22 protein-coding genes and 1 pseudogene are annotated in these 24394 nt (G+C 70.0%); 16 read left to right on the top strand and 7 right to left on the bottom strand.

From position 1 onward, the window contains the following. Positions 1–105: 105 nt before the first annotated feature. From ABIE65_RS22000 to ABIE65_RS21945, 12 genes are read left to right on the top strand one after another with little or no spacing between them, the layout of a single operon-like run. The gene (locus tag ABIE65_RS22000; protein WP_354080712.1) at positions 106–774 is read left to right on the top strand and encodes a cytochrome c3 family protein; all 669 of its coding nucleotides are present in this window, start codon (positions 106–108) and stop codon (positions 772–774) included. A gap of 6 nt (positions 775–780) precedes the next feature. Next, positions 781–3810 (top strand): TAT-variant-translocated molybdopterin oxidoreductase, encoded by a 3030-nt coding sequence (locus ABIE65_RS21995; RefSeq protein WP_354080711.1) that lies wholly within the window; start codon positions 781–783, stop codon positions 3808–3810. After that, complete coding sequence (nrfD, locus tag ABIE65_RS21990) at positions 3807–5204, top strand: NrfD/PsrC family molybdoenzyme membrane anchor subunit (protein WP_354080710.1); 1398 nt, start codon at positions 3807–3809, stop codon at positions 5202–5204. The genes ABIE65_RS21995 and nrfD overlap by 4 nt, the downstream gene beginning before the upstream one ends. After that, on the top strand, positions 5197–5757 hold the full coding sequence (locus ABIE65_RS21985; protein WP_354080709.1) for a DUF3341 domain-containing protein: 561 nt from the start codon (positions 5197–5199) through the stop codon (positions 5755–5757). The genes nrfD and ABIE65_RS21985 overlap by 8 nt, the downstream gene beginning before the upstream one ends. Then, on the top strand, positions 5754–6305 hold the full coding sequence (locus ABIE65_RS21980) for a c-type cytochrome (protein ID WP_354080708.1): 552 nt from the start codon (positions 5754–5756) through the stop codon (positions 6303–6305). Before ABIE65_RS21985 ends, ABIE65_RS21980 begins: the two co-directional genes overlap by 4 nt. Then, positions 6302–7363 carry a hypothetical protein gene (locus ABIE65_RS21975; RefSeq protein WP_354080707.1) on the top strand — a complete coding sequence of 354 codons (1062 nt, stop codon included), beginning with the start codon at positions 6302–6304 and terminating at the stop codon, positions 7361–7363. Before ABIE65_RS21980 ends, ABIE65_RS21975 begins: the two co-directional genes overlap by 4 nt. Beyond that, entirely contained in the window at positions 7360–7758 is a 399-nt protein-coding gene (locus ABIE65_RS21970) for a hypothetical protein (RefSeq protein ID WP_354080705.1), read from the top strand. The genes ABIE65_RS21975 and ABIE65_RS21970 overlap by 4 nt, the downstream gene beginning before the upstream one ends. Then, a complete protein-coding gene (locus ABIE65_RS21965) occupies positions 7755–8576 on the top strand; it encodes an SCO family protein (protein ID WP_354080704.1) in 822 nt (273 codons plus the stop codon). Before ABIE65_RS21970 ends, ABIE65_RS21965 begins: the two co-directional genes overlap by 4 nt. Further along, the gene (gene coxB / locus ABIE65_RS21960; protein WP_354080702.1) at positions 8573–9523 is read left to right on the top strand and encodes a cytochrome c oxidase subunit II; all 951 of its coding nucleotides are present in this window, start codon (positions 8573–8575) and stop codon (positions 9521–9523) included. The genes ABIE65_RS21965 and coxB overlap by 4 nt, the downstream gene beginning before the upstream one ends. Further along, positions 9520–11205, top strand: a complete 1686-nt coding sequence (gene ctaD / locus ABIE65_RS21955) for a cytochrome c oxidase subunit I (protein ID WP_502918560.1) — start codon at positions 9520–9522, stop codon at positions 11203–11205. The genes coxB and ctaD overlap by 4 nt, the downstream gene beginning before the upstream one ends. A gap of 10 nt (positions 11206–11215) precedes the next feature. After that, a complete protein-coding gene (locus ABIE65_RS21950) occupies positions 11216–11833 on the top strand; it encodes a cytochrome c oxidase subunit 3 (RefSeq protein ID WP_354080701.1) in 618 nt (205 codons plus the stop codon). 2 nt (positions 11834–11835) lie between these two features. Further along, positions 11836–12102 (top strand): cytochrome C oxidase subunit IV family protein, encoded by a 267-nt coding sequence (locus ABIE65_RS21945; protein ID WP_354080700.1) that lies wholly within the window; start codon positions 11836–11838, stop codon positions 12100–12102. 32 nt (positions 12103–12134) lie between these two features. Here ABIE65_RS21945 and ABIE65_RS21940 read toward each other — a convergent pair whose 3' ends face one another. The 3 genes from ABIE65_RS21940 to ABIE65_RS21930 form a co-directional block, all read right to left on the bottom strand. Further along, entirely contained in the window at positions 12135–13349 is a 1215-nt protein-coding gene (locus tag ABIE65_RS21940) for an iron-containing alcohol dehydrogenase (protein ID WP_354080698.1), read from the bottom strand. Then, positions 13346–14542 (bottom strand): CaiB/BaiF CoA transferase family protein, encoded by a 1197-nt coding sequence (locus tag ABIE65_RS21935; RefSeq protein WP_354080697.1) that lies wholly within the window; start codon positions 14540–14542, stop codon positions 13346–13348. The genes ABIE65_RS21940 and ABIE65_RS21935 overlap by 4 nt, the downstream gene beginning before the upstream one ends. Before the next feature lie 259 nt (positions 14543–14801). Next, positions 14802–15641 carry a terminase small subunit gene (locus tag ABIE65_RS21930; RefSeq protein ID WP_354080696.1) on the bottom strand — a complete coding sequence of 280 codons (840 nt, stop codon included), beginning with the start codon at positions 15639–15641 and terminating at the stop codon, positions 14802–14804. 363 nt (positions 15642–16004) lie between these two features. Here ABIE65_RS21930 and ABIE65_RS21925 point away from each other — a divergent pair, with 363 nt between their 5' ends. From ABIE65_RS21925 to ABIE65_RS21915, 3 genes are all read left to right on the top strand, one after another. Beyond that, on the top strand, positions 16005–17051 hold the full coding sequence (locus tag ABIE65_RS21925; RefSeq protein WP_354080695.1) for a hypothetical protein: 1047 nt from the start codon (positions 16005–16007) through the stop codon (positions 17049–17051). A 48-nt stretch (positions 17052–17099) separates the two neighbouring features. Then, positions 17100–17642 carry a UGSC family (seleno)protein gene (locus tag ABIE65_RS21920; RefSeq protein ID WP_354080694.1) on the top strand — a complete coding sequence of 181 codons (543 nt, stop codon included), beginning with the start codon at positions 17100–17102 and terminating at the stop codon, positions 17640–17642. A gap of 79 nt (positions 17643–17721) precedes the next feature. Continuing rightward, positions 17722–18954 carry a CaiB/BaiF CoA transferase family protein gene (locus tag ABIE65_RS21915; RefSeq protein ID WP_354080693.1) on the top strand — a complete coding sequence of 411 codons (1233 nt, stop codon included), beginning with the start codon at positions 17722–17724 and terminating at the stop codon, positions 18952–18954. Here ABIE65_RS21915 and ABIE65_RS21910 read toward each other — a convergent pair. The 4 genes and pseudogenes from ABIE65_RS21910 to ABIE65_RS21895 form a co-directional block, all read right to left on the bottom strand. Next, entirely contained in the window at positions 18951–19592 is a 642-nt protein-coding gene (locus ABIE65_RS21910; RefSeq protein WP_354080692.1) for a class I SAM-dependent methyltransferase, read from the bottom strand. The genes ABIE65_RS21915 and ABIE65_RS21910 overlap by 4 nt on opposite strands. Then, complete coding sequence (locus tag ABIE65_RS21905) at positions 19589–20353, bottom strand: class I SAM-dependent methyltransferase (RefSeq protein ID WP_354080690.1); 765 nt, start codon at positions 20351–20353, stop codon at positions 19589–19591. The genes ABIE65_RS21910 and ABIE65_RS21905 overlap by 4 nt, the downstream gene beginning before the upstream one ends. 55 nt (positions 20354–20408) lie before the next feature. Further along, positions 20409–20690 (bottom strand): annotated as a pseudogene (locus ABIE65_RS21900) (GNAT family N-acetyltransferase); the annotation flags it as partial. Between the two features lie 24 nt (positions 20691–20714). Then, positions 20715–20969: a GNAT family N-acetyltransferase gene (locus ABIE65_RS21895; protein WP_354080689.1), complete on the bottom strand. Its 255-nt coding sequence runs from the start codon at positions 20967–20969 to the stop codon at positions 20715–20717. Positions 20970–21384: 415 nt separating this feature from the next. Here ABIE65_RS21895 and ABIE65_RS21890 point away from each other — a divergent pair, with 415 nt between their 5' ends. After that, a complete protein-coding gene (locus ABIE65_RS21890; RefSeq protein ID WP_354080688.1) occupies positions 21385–24393 on the top strand; it encodes a hypothetical protein in 3009 nt (1002 codons plus the stop codon). The last annotated feature ends 1 nt before the right edge of the window (position 24394 follow it).

The raw sequence follows: 24394 nt of genomic DNA, 5'->3' as shown, positions 1-24394 counted from the left end.
GCCGAACCAACGTGGCGCACGAGGCGTTACTCGGTCGCATGTCCGGAATCTCCAGAGACTGAGGGATAGCCCACAGAGGGCCCGGTCGCGCGACGACGGGAGCGTATGGCTCAGATCTTTCCCGCATCGGCGGACACTTGGCTCCGCCTCACGCTGGTCATGATGGTGCTGGGATTGGCCGGTGCGGTGGCGGTCGCGGGGGGCTATGCGGATTCCAGCTACGCCACCCTGGTCGGCTGGGTACAGGACCAGCCCGTTCCTTTCAGCCACGAGCATCATGTCGGCGGGCTGGGCATCGACTGCCGCTACTGCCACACCGCGGTCGAGGAAGGCCCACGGGCGGGCCTGCCGGCGACGCACATCTGCATGACATGCCATTCGCAGGTATGGACGGGAGCGCCCATGCTGGCGCCCGTGCGACAGAGCCTCGCGCGGGACGAGCCGCTGGTCTGGAACCGCGTCGCGGCCGTTCCCGACTATGTGTATTTCGACCACTCCATCCACGTGTCGCGCGGCGTGCCCTGCGTCGCGTGTCACGGTCGCGTCGACAAGATGCCGCTGATGATGCGGGCGCAACCGTTCCAGATGGGCTTCTGCCTGGACTGTCACCGCGACCCGGCACCGCACCTCCGCCCGCCTGATCAGGTCACGCGCATGGACTGGTCCGATCGGCAGGACCACCCCGAGAGCCACGCCGCCTATGGGCGCGCCATGGTCGCGAAATATGGAATAGAGCCGAGGAAGCTGGATGACTGCAGCATCTGCCACCGGTAGAGGCCGATGACGCGCCCGAGGGATATCGCCCCCGGCGGGGTGGCCACCCAGGCCGCGGACGCCGTCCCCGGACGGACCGGACGGTCGTTCTGGCGCAGCCTGGAGGAACTGGCGGACGAGCCCTCGTTCCGCGCGCGGTTGGAGGCCGAATTTCCCGCCCTGGCGCCCGTCATGCACGACGTCGACCGCCGCACCATTCTGAAGATGATGGGCGCCTCGCTCACGCTCGCCGGGCTGGCCGGCTGCGGCAGTGAGAGCGACGAGCAGGCGCTGCCCTACGTCAACGCGCCGGAGTCGCTGACGGTCGGCAAGCCGACATGGTACGCGACGGCCGTCACGCTCAACGGTTATGCGCAGCCGGTGCTCGGCAAGACCTACGCCGGCCGGCCGGTGAAGCTGGAAGGAAATCCGGACCATCCGGCGAGCCTCGGCGCCAGCGACGCCTTCACCCAGGCGTCGCTGCTCGGGCTCTACGACCCGCAACGGTCGCAGGCGCCGCTGCGCATGGGACGGCCGGCGACATGGGGCGCCTACGACCGCGCGGCGGCGGAGATGGTGGCGGCGAACGACGCCACCGGCGGCGAGGGCTTCCGCCTGCTGACGGGACACGTGACGTCGCCGACGCTCCTGCGCCAGATCGGCGCGATGCGGCAGCGCTGGCCGAAGGCGGTCTGGCATGCGTTCGAGCCGTTTGACGAGGCGTCGCGCGACGCGGCACTGCGGACGCTGTACGGCCGGCCGTTGGCGGCGCACTACCGGCTGGACCGCGCGCAGGTCGTCGTCTGCCTCGACGACGACCTGCTCGGCCCTGGCCCGCGGCAGACGCTGCACGGCCGGCTGTGGGCCGAACGCCGGCACGCCTTCCAGCGGGGCCACGGCAAATCGCACCTCATGGTGGCGGAAAGCGTGCCGTCCGGCACCGGCGCCACCGCGAGCGAGCGCCTGGTCGCCGGACCACGGCGGATCGCCATCCTGATGCAGGCGCTGGCGAGCGCGGTCGGCACCGGAGCCGCCTCCGCTCCTGCAGGTTCGGCGCCACAGGGTTCGCCGCCGGCAGGGTTGGCGCCGGCGGAACGGCGCTGGCTGGCCACGGCGACGGCGTTGCTCCAGGCGCACAGGGGACGCTGCCTCGTCACCCTCGGTGTGCATCACGACGCCGCGCTCCACGCCGCCTGCATCCGGGCGAACCAGGCGCTGGACAATGTCGGCCAGACGCTGTCGTTCACGGACCCGGTCGGCGCGAGCCGCGGCGCGGAACCCGCCGGCCTTTACGATCTGGCCGATGATGCGGCGGCAGGACGCGTCCACACCCTCGCGATGCTGGACGTCGATCCCGTGGCGACCGCCCCGGCCGATATCGATTTCGGCGACCTGATGCAGCGGATCGGGCTGCGGCTGCACGCGGGCCTTCATGCCGGCGCCACCGGGAGGCTCAGTCACTGGCACCTGCCGCTGCAGCATGAACTGGAGACGTGGAGCGACGCGCGCGCCGTCGACGGCCGCGCCAGCATCATCCAGCCCCTCGTCCGGCCGTTCTACGAGGTGCGGTCGCGCCACGCGATCCTCGGCGGCTGGACGGGCCGCGATATGCCGGAACGGTTGCTGGTACAGGAGACCTGGCGCGCCGAGTGGGGGTTGGCCTTCGATGCGCGGTGGCGGGACGCGCTGGTGCGGGGCTTCGTCGAGGGCAGCGAGGCGGTCGGGCTCCACGTCCCGGCCCCGGCGCCGCCCGCGCCGCCTGCCGCGGGCGGCATTTCCGTCGCCGACAGCCCGCCTGCCGGCGGCGAAAGCGGCGGTTTCGACCTGCTGTTCCGCCCCGATCCGACGATCTGGGACGGGCGCTTTCATACGAACGCATGGCTGCAGGAGTTGCCGAAGCCGATCAGCAAGATCGTCTGGGGAACGGCGCTCTTCATAGCGCCGGAGACGGCGGCGCAGCTTCGCCTGACAACCGGCGACGAGGTGCGCCTGACGGCGGGCGGACGCAGCCTGACCGGCCCGATCTGGGTCAACCCGGGCCAGGCCCCCCGGACGGTCGCCGCCACCTTCGGCTACGGACGATCCGCGAACGCCGACGACATGGGCGGCCCCACCGACTTTCCGACGACCGGCTACGACGCCTTCCGCCTGCGCACGCGCACCGCGCCCTGGCGTCTTTCGGGTGTCGAGATCGAGGCGACCGGACGCCATCTGAAGATCGCCACGACGCAGCCGAACCACGCGATGGACGGCTACGACTTCGTCCGGACGGTCAAGCGCGGCGAGGCGGTGCACGACGGTGCCGAACCCAGGGAGCAGCCCAGCTTCTATCCGGAGAAGAACTGGGACAGCCCGTCCTGGGGCATGTCGATCGACCTGGATACCTGCATCGGCTGCAACGCCTGCGTTACGGCCTGCCAGGCCGAAAACAATATTCCAGTCGTCGGGCCGGACCTCGTCGCCATGGGCAGGGAGATGCACTGGCTGCGCATCGACCAGTATTACGAAGGCGATCCGGCCGATCCGGCCATGCACTTCCAGCCGGTGCCCTGCATGCACTGCGAGAACGCGCCGTGCGAGATGGGCTGCCCGGTCAACGCCGCGGTGCACAGTTCCGACGGCCTGAACCTGCAGGTCTACAATCGCTGCATCGGCACGCGCACCTGCTCGTCCTTCTGCCCCTACAAGGTCCGCCACTTCAACTGGTTCGACTACACCGGCGGAGATTCCCCGCCCCTGAAGGCGGTGCGCAATCCCGACGTGACGGTGCGGATGCGCGGGGTCATGGAGAAGTGCACCTACTGCGTCCAGCGCATCAGTGCCGCACGCATCGAGGCGAAGAAGGAGGGCCGCCCCATCCGCGACGGCGAGGTCAGGACGGCCTGCCAGCAGGCCTGTCCGACCTCCGCGATCGTCTTCGGCGATGTCCTGGATCCCGACACCGCGGTGAGCCGCCGCAAGGCCGACGGTCGCGACTATGCGCTGCTCCAGGAGGTCAACACCCGGCCTCGCACGACCTACCTCGCCCGGATCGAACCGGAGGATGGCGGCTCGTGACCGACGACACGGCAGCACCGGACCGGAGCGATCCGCGCGAGGGCCCGCCGCAGGAGGGAGATCCGCGGCGCGACCGCTACGCCGCGATCACGAGCGAAATCACCGGGATCCCGCTGCACTACCCGCATCGGCGCAACTGGTGGATCCTGTTCGCCTGCTCGCTGATGCTGCTGACGCTCTTCGTCGTGTCGGCCACGGTCCTGTTCGCCCGCGGTGTCGGCGTGTGGGGCAACAACATCCCCGTCAACTGGGGCCTCGCCATCTCGAACTATGTCTGGTTCCTCGGAATCGGCCATGCGGGGACGCTGATCTCGGCCCTGCTCCTGCTGCTGAACGAGCACTGGCGCAATTCGCTGAACCGGTTCGCGGAGGCGATGACGCTGTTCGCCGTCGTCTGCGCCGGCCTCTATCCCATCCTGCACCTCGGGCGGCCTTGGCTCTTCTACTGGATGGCCCCCTATCCCAACACGATGGAGATCTGGCCGCAGTTCCAGAGCCCGCTGGCCTGGGACTTCTTCGCCGTCCTGACCTACCTCACCGTATCGGTACTGTTCTGGTACATCGGCATCGTCCCCGATCTTGCCGCCGTCCGCGACCGCTCGAAGAAGCGCAGGCAGCAGGTCTTGTACGGGCTCTTCGCCCTCGGCTGGCGCGGTTCGGCACGGCACTGGCAGCGGTGGCGGCAGAGCTACACGCTGGTCGCCGCGATCGCCGTGCCGCTGGTCGTGTCCGTCCACTCCGAGATCTCGCTGCTGTTCGCGGCGGGGCCGATACCCGGCTGGCACTCCGCGGTCTTCCCGTCCTACTTCGTCCTGGGCGCCGCCTTCTCGGGCTTCGCCGTCGTGTCGATGATCGCGGTCTGCCTCCGCCACGCGCTGGGGCTCTACGACCTCGTGACGCCGCGGCATCTCGACCTGCTCGGCAAGCTGACGCTGGCGACGGGGCTGATGACCGCCTACGGCTACTTCGCCGAGATCTTCGACGTCCTGTACGCCAACGAGCACCAGGAGGTCGCGACCCTCTACGACCGGTTCGGCGGCGACTATGCCTCGAGCTACTGGGGCGCGGTGATCGCTAACTTCGTGCCGCTGCAGCTGCTGTGGCTGCGCAGCGTCCGGCGCAGCCCGGCCGGCCTCTTCCTGATCGGCCTCTCCGTCGGCATCGGCATGTGGTTCGAGCGTTACATGCTGCTCGTGACGTCGCTGTACCGGGACTACCTCGTTTCGTCCTGGGGGCCTTACCACGCGAGCTTCTGGGAATGGAGCCTCTACGCGGGGATGCTCGGCGTCTTCATGGTGCCGTTCCTGCTGTTCGTCCGGTTCCTGCCGGTCATTTCCGCGTTCGAGGTGAAGGAGGCGCTGTTCGAGGACACGGTGGAGGCGCGCGATGCGTGAGCCGTCGCCGCACACGGAGGTCTTCGGGATCCTCGGCGAGTTCGAGAAGGCCGAGGCGCTGGTCGAGGCGGTGGGCAAGGCGCGTCATGCCGGCTACCAACGGATCGAAGCGTTCTCGCCCTTCCCGATCGAGGCGCTGGACGAGGCGCTCGGTCTCGACGACAGGCGCGTCGCCTGGATGACCCTCGCCGGCGGCATCTTCGGCGGCCTGCTCGGCTACGGCATGCAGGTCTACACGAACCTCGACTTTCCGATCCTCATCGACGGCCGGGCGCATACGCCGCCCGAGGCGTTCATGCTCATCACCTTCGAGATGACGGTGCTGTTCGCGGTGCTGTTCTCGATCGGCACGATGCTGGCACTGAACCGCCTGCCGCGGCTGCACCACCCTTTGTTCGGCGTCGACAGTTTCCACCTCGCCAGTTCCGACAAGTTCTTCCTGCTGATCTATGGGGACGATCCCCGGTTCGAGCGCGGCGCGGCGGAACGGTTCCTGATCGGGTTGGACTGCGTGCGGGTCGATACGGTCGGACATACGGAGGAGCCGGAATGAGCCGCGCGCCTCTCGACCTGCTGCGACCGCTCGCGGCCCTCCTGCTCCTGACCGCCTGCGACGACATGGGCAGCCAGCCCCGCTACGACCACTACGAGGCGAGCAAGCTGTTCCGTGACGGCAAGGCCCTGCAGGCACCGCCCGAAGGCACGGTCGCCCGGGACGCTCCCGCACGCCTCGCGGCGCTCACAACACGGCCGCAGATGACGCGTGCACTGCTCGAACGCGGCCGTGAGCGCTTCGGCATCTACTGCACGCCCTGCCACGGCTACGCCGGGGACGGCCGCGGCACCGTTCCCGCCCGCGGGTTTCCGCAGCCGCCGACCTTTCACCAGCCGCGGCTGCGCGACGTGCCCTCGGTCTATTTCGTCGACGTGATCACCGACGGCTACGGCGTGATGTACGCCTATGCGGACCGGGTTCGGCCGGCCGACAGGTGGGCGATCGCCGCCTATATCCGCGCCCTGCAGTTGAGTCAGATGGCGGCTGTCGCCGATCTCCCGGAAGAGGACCGGCGGCAGCTGGCGGCCGAGGAGGGCCGGCGATGACGCGCCCTCTCGTCGTCCACGCGCCGAAGCTGACGGCGGCGATCGGCGCAGCAGTTGGCGCGGCGGCCCTGCTGCTCGTGCTCGCGGATCCCGCGCGTGCCCTGCGCGGCTGGCTGGCCGCGGCCTTCCTGTGGAGTGCACTGCCGATAGGTGCGCTGTGCCTGCTGATGATGATGCGCCTGATACCGGGTCGCTGGAGCAAGGAGCTGACGCCGGCATCGGAGACGGCGGTCCTGCTGCTGCCGATCGCGGTACTGGCGCTCCTGCCGGTACTCTGCGGCATCCACCCGCTCTACGCCTGGGCGAGCGAGAGCTTGGAGGGTGCCTTCCGCAGCCTCTACCTCTCGCCCTGGTTTTTCGTCACCCGCACCGTCGTGTTCTTCGCCGTGGCGATCGTCCTCGCCGGCCTGCTGCACCTGCGGCCGACTTGGTCGACCCCGGTTTCCTGTATCGGGTTGGTGTTCTTCGCGGTCGCGGGCACGTCCGTCAGCGTCGACTGGCTGATGTCGCTCGAGCCGGAATTCCACTCGTCGGGATTCGGCCTCTACGCGCTCGCCATCCAGGTCGACACGGCGCTCGCCCTGCTGGTGCTGGCGACGCTGGCGGCGCGCCCGCACCTCGATCGCCCGGGGGTCTTGGGCGGGCTGCTGCTCGCGGGACTGCTGCTGTGGGCCTATTTCGCGTTCATGCCCTACTTCATCATCTGGTCGGGCAACCTGCCGCCCGGCGTGCGCTGGTACCTGAACCGCAGCGGCGCCGTGTGGGGCACGCTGTTCGCGGTGGTCGCCACGCTGCGCCTCGGCACTGCGGCGCTTCTTCTCTTCAAGCCGGTCCGCCAGGGGCGCCGCTGGCTGACCGCGCTCTGCACCCTGCAGGTCGTCGCCAGCGCCATCGAAGCGGCCTGGCTGGTCCTGCCGGCGGGCGGCGAGGAAGCCGGTGCCGTTGGCATCGCGGCGTGGCTGCTGTCGGTCGGCGGGCTCGGGTGCCTGTCGGGTGCAGCGATGGTCGTTGCCGGTCGTGTCCGCATCCGTACGCCGGCACGGGAGGCTGCGACATGAGCCGTGACGGCAACGTCGCCCGCACGGCGGTCGATGGTCCCGGCTTCGAGGAAACCGGGGTGCCGGCGAGGGGCATCGTCAAAGTCGGCGCCGGCCTGATCGGGCTCATTCTCGTCTCGATGGCGATCGTCGCCGGTATTCTGGCCTTCATGCCGAACATTGGCGGCAGGCCGCCCGCGCAGGGCGTCGCGGCCGTTCCGCTGGAACCGCCCATCCCACGCCTGGAGGTCTATCCGCCGGGCGACCGGGCCGCCATCGAGAGCGCGGGACGAATGATGATCGAAGGCTACGGCTGGACCGACGCGTCGCGCACCCATGCGCGCATTCCCGTCGAGCGCGCGATGGACATCCTCGCCGCCCGTGGATGGCCGGACCCTCGGGAGCCCGCGCCATGAAGCGGCTGGCGTCGCTGCTGACCCTCTTGTGGACCCTCGCCATGGCCATGCCGGCCTGGGCCGAGGCACCGTTCGATCCCTTTGCGCGCACCGGCATCGACCATAAGGCGGATGCGGGGGTACCGATGGATGCACCGCTCCGTGACGCCGAGGGGCGCGAGACGACGCTGCGCGCGCTCGCGGCCGGCAAGCCGCTGCTCCTGGCGCCGGTCCTTCACGACTGCCCGAACATCTGCGGCGTGACGCTGTCGGGTCTGGCGCAGGCCGTCCGCGCGCAGGAGTACGAGGCGGGTCGCGACTTCGCGGTCGTCGCGTTCGGCATCGATCCGCGCGAAGGCGATGCGCAGGCGAGTGCCGCGCTGCACGCGTTGGGCGAGGCCTTTCCGGCGCTGACGGCGAGCGGCGGCATCCACGCCACGACGGGCGCGGCGGAGACGATCGCGGCGGTCACAGACGCGATCGGCTACCACTTCGCGTATGATGAGCGGATCGGACAGTACGCCCACGTCGCGGCGGTGGCCTTGCTCACCGCCGACGGCCGGCTGGCGCGCTGGCTCTATGGCGTGACGCAGGATCCCACCGACCTGCATCTGGCGCTGACCGAGGCGGGGCGCGGCGAGATCGGCGGCTGGACCGACCAACTGCTCCTGCTGTGCTACCACTACGATCCGGCGACGGGCACCTATGGTTCGGCGGTCCGGACGCTGCTGCGCGTCGGCGGCGGCCTGACCGTACTGGGCCTGGGGGGCTTCGTCGTGCTCGCCGTCCGCCGCGACCGACGATCGGCGTCGGAGCGCAGCGGGAGCGGTCCGGCATGAGCGGCGTCATCGATCTCTGGCCCGGCCGCGCATCGGTCCATGCGGCGCAGGTCGACACGCTGCTGAGCGGCTTCACGGCGCTGATCGTCGCGCTGTCGGTTCCGGTCTTCGCCCTGATCGTCGTCTTCGCCGTCCGCTACCGCCGCGGCAAGCCCGCCGACCGCAAGCACCCGATGAACCGCAACGTCTGGCTGGAAGTGTCCTGGGCGGTGGTGCCGTTCCTGCTGATCATCGGCTTCTTCGTCTGGTCGCTGATGCTGTTCGTCGACCTGCACCGCCCGCCGTCCGATGCGGTACAGATCGACGTCGTCGCCAAGCGCTGGATGTGGAAGTTCCAGCATCCGGGCGGGCAGCGCGAGATCGACGAACTGCACGTCCCCGTCGGCACCGCGGTGAAGCTGGTGATGACCTCGCAGGACGTGATCCACAGCCTGTTCATCCCGGCGCTTCGCGTGAAGCAGGACGTGCTGCCGGGCCGCTACACCACCCTCTGGTTCACCGCCGACCGGGCCGGCCGCTATGCGCTCGCCTGCGCCGAATTCTGCGGCACCGACCATTCAACGATGCGCGGCACCTTTGTCGCGCTGTCGAAAGCCGACTTCGCCCGCTGGCTCGCGGAGTCGGATACCGACATGACGCTGGCCGCGGCCGGAGCCGAAATCTTCCGCAGCCGCGGCTGCAGCGGCTGCCATGGACCGGCAGCGACGGTCCACGCACCACCGCTGGAAGGCCTCTACGGCAAGCCGGTGCCCCTGCAGGGCGGCGAGGTCGCGACCGCCGACGACCAGTATATCCGGGACAGCATCCTGCTGCCGCAGAGCCAGATCGCGGCCGGCTATCCGCCGATCATGCCGACCTTTCGGAACATCCTCGACGAGGAGCAGGTCGCCCAGCTGCTCGCCTACATCAAGTCGCTCGCGACCGAGAGCCCGAAGGAGCCGCGATGACCGTGTCACGGAGCGCGCCGGACGATCGGTCGATCGAAATGGGGGCCGGGATCAGCGAGAAGACGGTCGCGGAGACGGCGGAAGAGCGCATCAGCTATCTGCGCGCCGGCCACACGCTGCGCTCTTGGTTCTTCACGACGGACCACAAGCGGATCGCGCTGCTCTATCTCGTGTCGGTCACCTTCTTTTTCTTCATCGGCGGCGCGGCGGCGGCGCTGATGCGCGCCGACCTCCTGACGCCGGAAGGCGACCTGCTGTCGAACGAGGGGTACAACCGCGCCTTCACGCTGCACGGCGTGATCATGGTCTGGTTCTTCCTCATTCCCTCGATCCCCAACGTCTTCGGCAACTTCCTGCTGCCGCTGATGATCGGCGCACGCGACCTGGCTTTCCCGCGCCTGAACCTGATCAGCTGGTACGTCTACATGGTGGGCGGGCTGTTCACGGTGTTCATCCTGATCACCGGCGGCGTCGACACCGGCTGGACCTTCTACACGCCGCTCTCCTCGATGTTCGCGAACGGCAATGTCGTGCTGGCGGCGACGGCGATCTTCGTCGTCGGCTTCTCGTCGATCATGACGGGCCTGAACTTCATCGTGACGGTGCACACCCTGCGCGCGCCGGGCATGACCTGGGGGCGGCTGCCGCTGTTCGTCTGGTCGCACTACGCGACCTCGATCATCCTCGTCCTGGCGACCCCCGTGCTGACGATCTCGCTGGTGCTGATCGCCGCGGAGCGTCTCTTCGGCATCGGCATCTTCGACCCGGCGCTCGGCGGCGACCCGCTGCTCTACCAGCACCTGTTCTGGTTCTACAGCCACCCGGCGGTCTACATCATGGTGCTGCCGGCGCTCGGCGTGACCAGCGAACTCGTGGCGGCCGCGGCCCGCAAGCCGGTGTTCGGCTACTGGTTCGTCGCCGCATCCTCGATCGCCATCGCCCTCGTCGGCTTCCTGGTCTGGGGACACCACATGTTCGTCTCCGGCCAGTCGATGTATGCCAGCGCCGTCTTCTCGTTTCTCAGCCTCGTCGTCGCCGTGCCTTCGGGCATCAAGGTCTACAACTGGACGGCCACCCTCTACAAAGGCCACATCTCGCTCGACCCGCCCTTCCTGTTCGCGATGGGGTTCATCGGGCTGTTCGTCGTCGGCGGCCTGACCGGCCTCATCCTGGCGATGCTGGCCGTCGACGTGCACGTGCACGACACCTACTTCGTCGTCGCGCACTTCCACTACATCATGGTGGGCGGAACGGTGTCGGCGTTCTTCGGCGCCCTGCACTACTGGTGGCCGAAGATCACGGGACGGCACTATTCCATCGTCTGGGGCAGCCTGTCCGCCGTCTTCATCTTCCTCGGCTTCAACCTGACCTTCTTCCCGCAGTTCCTTCTCGGCTATCTGGGGATGCCGCGGCGCTATCACGTGTACGATCCGGGCTTCCAGGTGCTGCACGTCCTGTCGTCGGCGGGGGCGACGATCCTCGGCGTCGCCTACCTGCTGCCCTTCGCGTACCTGTTCTATTCGCTGCGCAACGGCGAGCCGGCGGGCCCGAATCCCTGGGGCGCGACCGGGCTCGAGTGGACCGTGGCCTCGCCGCCGCCGAAGCACAATTTCGAGACGATCCCGGTGGTCACGCGGCCACCCTACGACTACGAGATCGAGCAGGAGAGCGACGCTGGCTGACACCCTGCCCGTGCGCGAGCCGTTCAGCACCGCCGCCCAGCAGCGCGAGGCCGACATGCTCGGCATGTACCTCTTCCTCGCGAGCGAGGTGCTGCTGTTCGGGGGGCTCTTCGCCGGCGCGCTCACCTACCGCATCCTCTATCCGGAGGCGGTGGTCGCGGCATCCGCCCGGCTGCACGTCTGGATCGGCGCCGCGAACACCGCCCTGCTGCTGACGTCGAGCCTGCTCGTGGCGCTGGCGGTGCAGGCGGCGGATTGCGGCCTGCGACGGCCGGCTGCAGCGCTGCTGTCGGGCGCCGCCGGACTCGGGTTCGGCTTCCTCGTGCTGAAGGCCGTCGAGTACACGAAGGAGATCCACCAGGGCCTGCTGCCGGGCTTCGGCGGCCGGTTCGACTTTTCCAGCCCGGTCGAGCAGCTCTTCATGAACCTCTACCTCGTCGGGACGGGGCTGCACGCAGCGCACATGACCGTCGGCATCGCCATCCTCGCCGGCCTCGCCTGGCGGATCGGCAGACGCAGCCTGCCCCTGCCCGAGCGAGCGGTTACCGTCGCGGTCTGCGGCCTCTACTGGCACCTCGTCGATATCGTCTGGGTGTTCCTCTACCCCGTCCTCTACCTGGCGCGATGAGCATGAAGGCCGATGCAGCGCGACTGATCGCCGTCTGGGCCGCCCTCATGGGACTGCTCGCCTTGACCGTGGCCGGCAGCTTCTTCTCGCTCGGCGCCGGCAACGCCGTGCTCGGCATCGGCATCGCCGTGGCGAAGGCCGCGCTCATCCTGTGGTTCTTCATGCACCTCCGCCGCGAGGCGCCACTGGTTCGCATCGCAGCGGTGGGCACGGTGGTCTGGATATCGACGATGCTCATCCTGATCTCAGCCGACCTTCTGACCCGTTGATCGGCTGCGGAACGAATCAGCCGCCCCTCCCCCTACCAGGCGTGTCGGAGCAGGTGCAGCGAGGCCTCGATCTGCTTTTCCGGCGAGCGGGCGTTGGGGTTGGCGTTGAAATTCTTGGTCGTCTCGCGGGCGATGTTCGGCAGGTCGTCCTCCGGTATGTCGAGCTGGCTGAGCCGCGTGGGAACGCCGACCCGCGTGTAGATCGCCTCCACCGTGTCGGCGACGGCATGGGTCGCGTCGGCGGTGCCCATGCCGTCGCGCCAGATGCCGAGCGCCTCGGCCACCTGGCGGGCCGACTGCGGATCGACGTCCTCGGCGATGCGCATGGCGGTCGCGTGCAGGACCGAGGTCGACTCGCCCTGGCCCACCTTCGGGTAGCGCACGTGCAGGGCCGTCGACACGGCGTAGTTGCCGCGGAAGGCGCCGCCCCGGAAGCCGGCGAGGCCGTCGTCCTCGGCGCGGTTCTGCAGGAAGGCCGCGAGGCAGAGGTCGATGCGCAGCGCCGGGTTGTCCAGTTCGTCCATCAGCCGCAGGTAGGCGCGGTGGGCGAGGCGGAAGGCCTGGTCGCGGTCGCCCTCGGCGAGCGGGTTGAGGCCCGTCTGCGACATGGCGCCGACCTGGCCGGCGAAGACCGTCGTCGCGGTCGAGCGCACCACGTCCGGCGGCGCACTCAGCAGCACGGCCTCGTCGAGGAAGATCGAGTGCGGCCGGGTCTTCGGATCGAAATACTCCATCCGGTGCTCGAGGTCGGGGTTCTTCAGGCCCGTCCCGGCGCGGTTCATGGCGCTGGTCGGCGTCGTCGGGATGTTGACGATCGGCAGCTTCGGCGCCATCAGCCGCGGGCTGTAGGCCGGCTTCCCCTCGGGATACTGCGTCATCAGCGCGAAGGGGTGGCCCGCCTCGCCGAGGAAGATCGCCACCGCCCGCACCGCGACGATGACGCTGCCGCCGCCGACCGCGATCAGCATGTCGGCCCCCGCCGCCTTCGCCGCCGCGGTCGCCGCACTCACCGAGGCGTAGGACGAGTCCTTCTCGATGCCGTCGAAGACGCCGGCATAGGCGGCACCCAGCGTCGCCTCGATCCGCCGCACGGTGTCGGTGCGCCGGTTGATCGACGGCGAGCAGATCACGAAGGCGCGCATGGCCCCCGCCCGCTTGACCGCCTCGCCCAGGCCCTGCTCGATGGCGCCGGCGCCGCAGTAGAGGCGCCAGGCGTAGCCGGCGGCGCGGAAGTTCCGCTCGGTCATGACGCCGCTCCGATCGCCTTGGCTTCGAGCAGCGCCTCGATCTCGCCGTCGGCGAAGCCGGCCTCCTGCAGGATCTCACGGGTGTGCTCGCCGAGGCGGGGCGCCAGCCGGTGGACGCCGGCGGGACTGGCGCCGAAGCGGGCCGGCGGCCGCGCCTGGCGGATCTTGCCCTCCGTCGGGTGGTCGAGTTCGGGGAACATCTCCACCGCCTTCAGATGCTCCTGCTCGGCGACCTCGGTGAGCTTGGTGAAGGCCGTGTGCGGCACGTCGATGGCCAGCAGCAGCTCTTCCCACTCCGCCGTCGTCCGCAGGACCGCGATGTCGCGCATCCGGTCGTAGATGCGGTCGATGTTCTGCGCCCGCTTGACGGGGTCGCGGACCTGGAACTCCTCGATGCACTCGGGGTGGCCGACGGCCTCGAAGAAGGCGCACCAGTTGTCGCCCGAGTAGGGGAGCATCGTCAGCCAGCCGTCCTTCGTCGCGACCGGGCGGCGGGCCTTCATGCGCTTGTAGCCGGTCGGGCCGATCGGCGGGACGAAGGCCGAGCCGCCCAGCATCTCGATGCTGTTGAAGGCGGCCAGCGTCTCCAGCATCGGCACCTCGACCATCTGGCCCTCGCCGGTGCGCTCGCGGTGCAGGAGGGCCGCCGTCACGGCCGAGGTCAGCGCCATGCCGCAGATCTTGTCGCCGATCAGGCTGGGCACGAAGGCCGGCTCGTCGTCGGTGCCCATTGCCGCGGCGAAGCCGGAGGCCGCCTGGATGATCTCGTCGAAGGCCGGCCGCGCCCGCCAGGGGCCGTCCTGGCCGAAGCCGGTGGCCGTGGCGTAGACGATCGTCGGGTTGAGCTCGCGGCACTGCTCGTAGCTGAAACCGAGCCGCGCCAGCCCGGCGGGGCGGATGTTGCTGACCAGGGCGTCCGCCGTCGGCAGCAGGCGGCGCAGCACCGCCTTGCCTTCGGGATGCTTCAGGTCGAGGGCGAGGCTGCGCTTGTTGCGGTTCGCCGCCATGAACTGGCCGCTCATGCCCGGATTGCGGAACTGGCCGGAACTCCGCCACATGTCGCCGGTCAGGGTCTCGATCTTGATGATCTCGGCGCCCCAGTCGCCCAGGGTCTGCGTCCCGAACGGGCCGAACAGCACATTCGTCAGATCGAGAATGCGGTAGCCCTTCAGCGGTCCGGTCGGTTCGGTCATCTCTGGCGGATCCTCGCGCGGTTGGCCTCGGCCCGCGGCGCCGCCGGCGGGCGGACGGGGGCCGGAATGTCCGTTCATTCATAGCCGCCGACGCAGGATCGTGCCAGACGGGGACGAGGGGGTTGCGGCGCCTCCGTTTCATGCATCTCCCGTCTCGATGGTGTCGTGGCTCGCCCCTCCTTCCGCACCTTCCCGGACGCGGCGCGCCAGCGCCGCGCGCCGGGAAGGTGTTGAGGGGGGCGGCCTTTCGTTTTGCCCATCACCCCGGCCGCTCCCATGCGGGGTCCCAGCCGTGGAGATCGGACTGGCCGCCGCGGACGAGGGGGTCGGGATGCCTCGCCCAGGACGGGGCGGCGGGGTTGAGCGCGACGGGCGGGGCGATGCTGCGGAGGTAGGCGAGTTCGGCTTCGAGCGCCGCCTCGGCGCGGGCCTCGCGGGAGGCGATGGGGTCGGGGTCTTCCTCTTCGACTTCGTCGATGGAAGGTTCCCTTTCCTTCCCAACCATTCCCTTTTGTTGGTCGGCCCTCATCCGCTCCAGGTCCGTGAACGGGGTGAACTCGTCCAGCGGCCGGCCTTCGAAACCCTCATACACATGCGGCACGATGATCGGCTCGGGCTTTTCCTCCGGCTCCGGCGCTAGGCCCCGGCGCCATTCGGCGAGCCAGCCCTCCGCCTCCGCGGCGGCGTGGCCGGGCCAGCGGGGGTCGATGCCGTCGAGGAGCGGGTCGGATCCGGCGAAGCCGCCGCAGGGGCTCGCCGCATTCTTGTCCGGGATCAGGCCGGTGGCCTTCGCCTCGATCTCGATGCAGCGGACGGCGGTGCGGTAGTCGCCCTTGGCGGTCGCCAGTTTGGCGAGTGCCCTGAGGCGGTCGACCATCTCGGCGATGCCGGTCTGGCGGGCGATCTCGCGGCGGACGCGGAGGTCCTCGACGCGGCGGCGGATGTGGGGGCGGTCGAGCATCACGCTCGCCTGCTTGGCGGCACTGTCGGGGGCGTAGCCGGCCCAGCGCGCGGCGGCGGCGCCGTTGGCGCCGCGGGCGACGTGGCGGCAGAAGATTTCCTGGCGGTCGGTGAGGGGCGGGGGTGAGGCTTCGGGCATGGCGGCTCTCCCAAGGGGAGGTGGCATCATGCGCTTATAGTCCTAGGACTACAAGTCGCGCCACGTTTCGCCTTCCCGTTTTCTCGGTGTCATCCCCGGGCAAGGGCGTAGCCCGCCGACCCGGGGAGCCAGGGCGGCGGCCTGAGCGCGTGCCCTGGATCCTCGGGTCTCCGCTTCGCTCCGCCCGAGGATGACATTAGGGGGGAGCGTCGACGGATGGTGCGGCGGCCCTGGGCTGCTCCGTCACTGCGAGGCGCGCAGTGCCGGAGCAGTGACGGAACTAAGGAAGTGCTCCGCTTGTCTCGTTTGCGGGGGGCGGTCACAATGGGGGTTGGAAACGTTCAATAATGAGGGTGCATCGCGGTGCTGCTCACGTCGAAGCGCTATGACGTCGACGACATCATGGCCGCACAGGAATTCTATCACGGGCGCGGCTGGACGGACGGGCTGCCCGTCGTGCCGCCGACGGCGGCGGCGGTGGAGGCGTGCCTGGAGTGGGCCGGGATGACGCCCGAGCAGCTGGTCGGGATCGAGCCGGTGCGCGAGCGGGCGATCTCGGCCGAGAAGCTGGCGATCAACGCCGTCATGGCGGGCTGCCTGCCGATGCATTTCCCGGTGGTGGTCGCGGCCTTCACGGCGATGCTGCAGGAGCCGTTCCTGCTGCACGGCGCCACGGCGAGCACCGGCGGCTGCGCCGTGCTGATCGTCGTGAACGGGCCGATACGCGGCGAACTGGGCATGAACGGCACCTTCAACGCGCTGGCGTCGAGCGACCGGGCGTCGACCGCCATCGGCCGGGCGATCCGCCTGATCCTGTGCAACCTGCTGGACGCGCGGCCGGGCGACGTCGACCGGTCGACCCTGGGCCACCCCGGCAAGATCAGCTACTGCGTCGCCGAGGACGAGGAGAACTCGCCCTGGCTGCCGCTGTCGGTCGAGAAGGGCATCCCCGCGGAAGCGTCAGCGGTGACGGTGATGGCGGCGGGCGCGCCGCGGCAGCTGATGAACGAGTGGACGACGGAGCCAGAGCGCATCCTCGACACCTTCGTCGCCGAGATCCGCGCCAACATGCGCCACTATTCGATCTATGCCGGCAACTACGCGATCGTCGTGCCGCCGCAGCTGCGCGCCCACTTCGCCGCCGCCGGCTGGTCGAAGGCCGACGTGCGGCGCTACGTCTTCGAGAACGCCCGCATCCGCCGCAAGGAGTGGGCGGACTGCGGCAAGGGTGCGGTCGTCGGCTCGCGCGGCGAGCAGGAATATGCCGGGCTGGCCAGCGAGGACAGCCTGCTGGTGATCGCCGCGGGCGGCCCCGCCGGCGGCTTCGGCGCCGTCATCCCGCCCTGGTTCGGCGGCAAGAGCAACGCCGTGACCATGGCCATCGGCGCCTGCTTCGACTGCGAGGCCTGAGGCAGGCTCCCAAAAATTCCTTCGACCATCTTGGAGACAAGGACACGCATGAGCATCGAGATCCTGGACCCGACCCACGAGACGGGGGCACCGGCGTTCGCGCTGGCACCACGCCTGCCGTCGCTGGCGGGCAAGACCGTCGGCATCATCTCCAACGGCAAGCGCGGTACGCGGCCGTTCTTCGACGCCATCGAGCGGGAACTGACCGAAAAGCACGGCGCGATCGTCGTCCGGCGGGTCAAGTCGAACTACAGCGCCCCCGCCGACGCGGCGATCATGAAGGAAGCGGCCCTGAAGGAAGCCGGCGGCGGCTGGGACGCCCTGATCGCAGGCATCGGCGATTGAGGCAGCTGCTCGTCGTGCAGTTTGCATGACGCAGTGGCTGGCGAACGCCTGAACATCCCGTCGGTCGGCGTGATGACCACCAAGTTCGTCAGTGCCGCGGAACTGATGGCGCGGGTGCTGGGGGCGGAGGGCTATCCGTTCGCAGTGATCGAACACCCGATCAGCAGTGCGAGCGACGCAGCACTGGCCGAGGAGGCACGGCTCACCGTCGAACGGAGCATCGCGCTTCTGGTGCGGCCCGCGTGAGCGCGGGCCACACAGGCGCTGGCCGCATTGGCGCAGGCGATCGGGGGGCGCGGCCGAACGGCAGGAGCCGCTCTCCCCGATGAGCGGCATCCTGAACGGCGTGCGCGTGCTCGACCTGACCCAGTTCCTGGCCGGCCCGCATGCGACGCTGCTGCTGGCCGGCATGGGCGCCGAGGTCATCCGGATCGACAATCCGAAGACCGGCGACACGCTGTCCGGTTCGCCGGTCTTCTACGGCGCCGGCGGCCCGTCCTTCGAGAAGCGCGACGACAGCGACCTGGGCATCGCCTTCCTGAAGCGCAGCCGCGCCAAGAAGGCGATCACCCTCGACCTGAAGTCGGACGAGGGCCGCGACCTCTTCCTGCGGCTGGTCGCGAAGGCCGACGTGGTGGTCGAGAATTTCTCGGTCGGCGTGACGGAGCGCCTGGGCATCGACTGGCCGCGGCTGCGCGAGGTCAATCCGCGCCTCGTCTACTGCTCGCTGACCGGCTACGGCGCGACCGGGCCGGACGCCGGCCGGCGCGGCTACGACGTCACCACCCAGGCGATGTCCGGCCTGATGAGCGTCACCGGCCATCCCGGCGGCCCGCCGACCAAGGCGGGATCGCCGCTCGCCGACACCATCTCCGCCGGCTTCGCCTTCGCCGGCGTGCTGGGCGCCCTGCTCCACCGGGAGAAGACCGGCGAAGGCCAGTGGGTCGACGTGTCGATGGTCGACGTGCTGTTCTCGCTGCTGTTCGACGAGCCGTTCGACCAGTATGCGGCACTCGGCCTGGAGCAGCGCCAGGGCAACCGCGTCCTGCGCTTCTCGCCGCTGAACACCTTCAAGACGGCCGACGGCTGGGCCGTCATCTGCTGCGGCACCGACGCAATGTGGCGCGGGTTGTGCGGCGTCATCGGGCGCGGCGACCTCGCCGACCATCCCGACTGGGGGCGGATGGGCTGGCGCGTCGCGCACAATGCCGAGGTCGAGGCCGCGGTCGGCGCCTGGACCGGTGGCGTCGCCACTGCCGCAGTGGTCGACCGGCTGTCCGCGGCGGGCGTCGTCGCCAGCCCGGTCCACACGATCGACGACCTGCTGGCATGGCCGCACCTGAAGGCGCGCGGCATGGTCCAGCCGGTGGAACACCCCACCCTCGGCCTGCTCGACGGCCTGAAGGCCGCCGGCTTCCCGCTGAAGTTCAGCGCCGGCGACACCGGCTACAGCGGCGCCGCCGCGGCGAGCGGGACGCACAACCGCGAGATCTTCGCCGACCTGCTGGGCTTGTCGGAGGACGAGATCGCGGCGTTGGCGGCCCGCGCGACGATCTAGGCCTTCGGCGCGGCGGCCCGACCCAGCCGGCACCATATGAACTTCTGCTCCGCGCCGCCCGGCGTCAGGTGCACCTCGGTCCGCGCCTCCAGGACCCGTAGGCCGCTCCCGAGTGCCGCCGCGAGCGATGCCGCATCATGCCGCTGTACCGGGAGGCCGGAGCACTTCGCCGGGCCGTCGAGCGCAAACGTCGCGATGATCGCCTGGCCGCTCGGCGCGAGAGCCGCCGCCAGCGTTCTGCCATAGGCGCGCCGATCGTCGGCATCGGTCAGGAAATGGAAGACGGCCCGATCGTGCCAGAGCGCATAGCGGCGCTGCGGCTTCCACGCCGTGACGTCCGCGACGATCCAGGCGACGCGATGCGCGGCTTCGCCGAGCCGCGACCGGGTGCGGTCGAGGCCCGCGGCCGCGATGTCGAGCACGGTCAGATCCGCGTAGCCACGATCGAGAAGCCTGTCGACGAGCGGAGAGGCGCCGGCGCCGACATCGATGACGGGCTGCATCCGGTCGATGCCGCTCGCCTCGACGAGGGCCAGCGACATGGTCGGCTCGCGCTGATGCCAACTCGTCGTTTCGGGCGCCTTGCCGGTCCAGACGTTCTCCCAGTGAAGCGCGCGGGAAGGGTCGTCGGCTGTCATGGCGGGCCTCGTCGGCTGAAGTGATGATCGTGGGAGCGGACCGCCGCCGGAGCATCGGACGGCTTGGTTCCGGTCAAAACCAGGAAGGCGGCACCTACCGTCATACGACCGGTGAGCCGCCGATCGGCCGGCCCGAGCAGCCGCGCCGCCAACCCGACCGGGGGGAAGAAGACCGCACCGCGCACGGAGACGTCGGTCAGCCCTTCCCGCCGCGCGAGCCGTTCCAATTCCGGCGCGCTGCGAAAACGGGCATGACGCCAGACCGGCGAACCCAGCCAGCCTCTGATGCGTCTCACGGCGGCCCAGCTGCTGTATCGGCCGAGGTCTCCGACGACCAGCCGTCCCCCCGGCTTCACCACCCGCACCATCTCCTTCAGCGCGACCGACGCGTCCTCGACGAAGCAGAGCATGGTGACGGCGAGGGCGATGTCGAACTCGGCCGCTCGGAAGGGCAGGTCCTCGGCCCGGGCGACATGGAAGGACACATCGGGCCGGCCCGCCGCGCGCCGGCGGGCTGCCGCGATCATGCGCTGGGAGGCATCGACGCCGACGACGCGCGCGCCGCGGCCGGCCAACTCCAACGCGAGCTGACCGTCGCCGCATCCGGCGTCGAGAACGCTGCAGCCGGGCAAGGGCCCGAGGAGCGAGAGCATCAGGTCGCGTTCGATCTCGTCCGTGATGCGCCCGAGCGTGCTTCCGCGCCAGGCCGCGTAGGCCGATGGGAGAGCCTCGGTCTCCTCCGCAAGGCCGCGTTCGCTCATCCGATGCCCCCAGGGCCAGCCGTGCATGTCGCGCATTCGGGCATCAGGCGGTCGCTCACGTGCAGGACCGTGTCGGCAGGTCGGGACCGCCCGCATGCCGGCTGCGGCGCTCGAGCAGGACGACGTCGTGCCAGACACCCGCGAGATGGCCGTAGCGTTCCCTGACGCCGACCTCGCGGAAACCGCATTTGCGGTGGAGCGCCAGGCTGGCGGTGTTGGCGGCCAGGATCTGCGACTGCAGCGTCCAGTATCCCGCCGCTTCCGACGCGGCGACCAGACCCGCGATCAGTGCGGCTCCGACTCCCTGGCCGCGCGCGACCTCTGCAACGTAGACGCTGACCTCAGCGACACCGGCGGCGCCTCACGTATCGGGAACCGGAGAGAGCGCGGCCCAGCCGAGCATGCGCCCGTCGCTCGCACGGGCGGCGAGCCGTCCGATGTCCAGGTGTCCCGCATCCCAATCCCGCCAGAGCGGGGGCGTCGACCGGAATGCGGCCACACCGGTCGCCAGTCCCTCCGCCAGGATCGCGCGCACCTGCTCCCAGTCCCGACGGCCGAAAGGAGCGACCTCGCCCGCGAACCCCTGTCGATCGGGTGGAGACGAACCTGCAACCACGCCACGCTTCCTACGGCCGCCGCAGAGCTTCACCGTTGCCGCGCTGCATCGAGGCCGCGGCAGGAGGAAGCCCCTTCCACCGCGAGGATGGAGGCTTTTGGAGGCGCGTCAAGTCGCAGTTCGAGCGCCGCGCACCCGCGACCCGTATCTTCGGACAAAAGGCTGGTCGCACGCAGGGCCGCTCATGAAAACAGAACTAGAATAAGTCTTCATTTGTTCAAAATGCGACAGATCCCACTCCTCAATAAAGACATCGCGTCGACCACCCGTTTGTCTTTGCGCATTTTCCGGTTTAGTCTTGCGGACAACGATAAATGACCGCTCGCGCGGAGGCGGAGACCATCGCGAGGCCGGGTGGGGAAGCGAGGCGGCAATGGGGTGGACGGCGTCGGAACGTCTCGGCGGATTGCGGGCGATGTCGGCCGCCGCCCTGCTCGCGATCGCCGCGCTCGGGATCGCTCCCGTCGGCGCCACCGCCGGGCAATGTTCGGCGGAGCGGGCGCAGGCGATGACCCCGGCGGACCCGGCCCTGTGCAGGAGCCTGGCGGCGGCGATCCGCGATCCCTCCGCCCTGCCGCTCGACCGCTACCAGGCGCGCCTGAACGAATTCCTCGGCAACTGGTGCCATCGCGACGCGGCCGCCGGCTGGCGCCGCGACAAGCGGGTGCGCGACACCGGCCCGTTCACGGCATCCCTGGCGGCCGGTGCGTGGCAGGGTGCCGGCTTCGGCACCCACGCGCCGGTGGTCATCTGGTACTCGCCCGAGATGGCGGACTGGCTGACGGCGAACCGCGCCGAGGGGAATGGCGACGCTTCGGCGGAGCCGCCGCCGGTGCCGAACGGCGCCATCATGGTGAAGGAGATGTTCCCCTACCCCGCCGCCGCCTGTGCCGCGGTCGATCCGGTCAGGCTGTTCCCGACCAGCGGTGCGGCGATCATGATCCGCGACCGCGACGCCTCGCACGACGGCTGGTACTGGGGCTGGTACGGCTTCGGCGCCGGCAGCGGCTGGGCGCCGGACTGGCCGCCGGCGCCGGGCAATCCGCTCGCCAACCAGGGCTTCGCGCAATACTGCATGAACTGCCACGCGTCGGCGCGCGACGACCTGACCTTCGCCGATCCGCGCAACATCGACGGCGAGCCGGGCGAGCCGCTGGTCTATCTGAGCCAGTCCTTCTTCACGGGACCCACCCCGCCGAGCCACCACCAAGCGGTCGTGCTGCCGCCGGACACGGTGCGCCGGCTGGGCCAGCCGCATTTCCGCGCCGACCGCGACCTGCTGGAGGCGCTGCGCATGCCGCTGCCCGGCACGCCGCACGGGAACATGCCGACCTGGGACACGGTCAGCGCCATGCCGTCGGAGACCTACGACAACACCTGGGTCGCGGCCGGCGGCCCGACCGCCGCCGACAGCTTCCTTACCTCGACCCAGTGCCTGGGCTGTCACGATGCCGGCAGCACCGGGCTGCAGTTCGACATGACGATGCCGAACCCGCACGGCGACGGCCTGCTGAACCTGTCGCCCTATGCCTCGTGGCGCACCTCGCCGATGGGGCTGGCCGGGCGCGACCCGTTCTTCTTCGCCCAACTGGCCAGCGAGACGCAGAGCTTCCATCCCGACGCGGCGGACCTGGTGCAGGACACCTGCCTCGGCTGCCACGGCATCCAGGGCCAGCGGCAGTTCCACATCGACCGCTTCCCGGCGACCGGCGCATGCGAGACCTTCACCCGCGACATGGTCGACGCCGTGCCCTGGCCCGACGACAATCCCGGCGCGGCGCTGGCCGACTACGGCATGCTGGCGCGCGACGGCATCGCCTGCACCGCCTGCCACCGCATGGCCCTGGGCGAGGCGGCGAAGGGGGCGCTCGACCGGCCGGAGAACGCCTGCGTCGCGGAGCGCCAGGCGCTGCTGAACCCGGACAACAGCGGCTTCGCGCGCACCTTCACCGGCAGCTTTCCCGTCGGGTCGCCGGACCGGCTTATCGGGCCGTTCGCGGATCCGAAGGTGAAGCCGATGCAGAACGCCATCGGCATCACGCCGGTGCACCATGCCGGCATCACCAGCTCCGAGGTCTGCGGCACCTGCCACACGGTGCACCTGCCGATCCTGCAGGCGGGGGCCGTCATCGGCCACACCTACGAGCAGACGACCTATCCGGAATGGGCGTTCAGCGCCTATCGCACCGGCGAGACGCCGGACGGGAAGCTGCCGCACGGGGCGGGCGACCGGGCGGAGTCGTGCCAGAGCTGCCACATGCCGTCGCGGGGGCCATCGGGGACGGCCGACGGCACGCCGCTGCGCAGCAAGATCGCCAGCATCCAGGAGTTCGGCACGTTCCCGCAGGCGGAGAACAATCTGGGGCCGGAGGACATCGACCTGGAGGTACGCGACGGATTCTCGGTCCACACGCTGGTCGGGCTGAACGTCTTCCTGGTGAAGATGGCGCAGCAGTTCCCCGACCTGCTCGGCATCCGCACCCAGGACCCCATGCTGGTGTCGCGCGGCGTCGACCCGCTGATCCGCACCGAGCAGGCGATGCTCGACCTCGCCGGCACCGCCACCGCCGACGTGACGGTGAGCGAGATCGCGCACGGATACGACGCGCTGAGCGCGCGGGTGACGGTGACCAACAGGGCCGGGCACAAGTTCCCGTCGGGCGTCGGCTTCCGCCGCGCCTTCCTGACCTTCGAGGTGCTGGACCAGGAGGGGGCGACGCTCTGGGCGTCGGGCCGGACGAACGCCGCGGGCGCCCTGGTCGACCAGGACGGCAACCCGCTCGCCGGCGAATACTGGTGGCGGGACGACTGCTCGGCGCGCATCGAGCCGGAGGCGCGGCTGCACCAGCCGCACGCCGAGCGCATCGGCCGCCAGGATCGGGCGCAGGTCTATCAGGAGCTGGTGTCGACGCCGCCCGCCGGGCCGCCCGCCGGCGAGACGGCGCCCGCCTGCGGCCACGAGACGCCGGCGCGCGGCATGCTGACGACCAGCTTCCTGTCGATCTGCAGCCCGGTGAAGGACAACCGCATCCTGCCGCACGGCACCCTGCCGCTGGCGGCGCGGACCGAGATCGCCGCGGCGCTGGGCGCCGGGCCGGACCTGGCCCGGGAGACGGGCGCGTTCGCGGTGGGCGACGACCCCGACTACGCGGCGGGCGGCGCGGACTCGCTGGTCTACGAGGTGCCGCTCGGCGACCTGCCGCCCGGCAGCCGTCCGGCCGCGGTGCAGGCGACGCTCTACTACCAGACGACGCCGCCCTTCTATCTGCAGGACCGCTTCTGCACCGGGCGGGGCAAGGACACCGACCGCCTGAAGTTCATGGTCGGCCACCTGAACCTGGACGGCACCGCCGCCGCGGACTGGAAGCTGGCGGTGGCGTCGAGCGGGCCGGTGCCGTTGAAGGACCGGCCCGCCGGAAGGTGAA

Origin of the sequence: Constrictibacter sp. MBR-5, from assembly GCF_040549485.1 — a bacterium.
In the GTDB taxonomy this organism is placed as follows: domain Bacteria; phylum Pseudomonadota; class Alphaproteobacteria; order JAJUGE01; family JAJUGE01; genus Constrictibacter.
The sequence above is the reverse complement of the archived record's forward strand: the minus strand, read 5'-3'. Positions and strand labels throughout refer to the sequence as shown.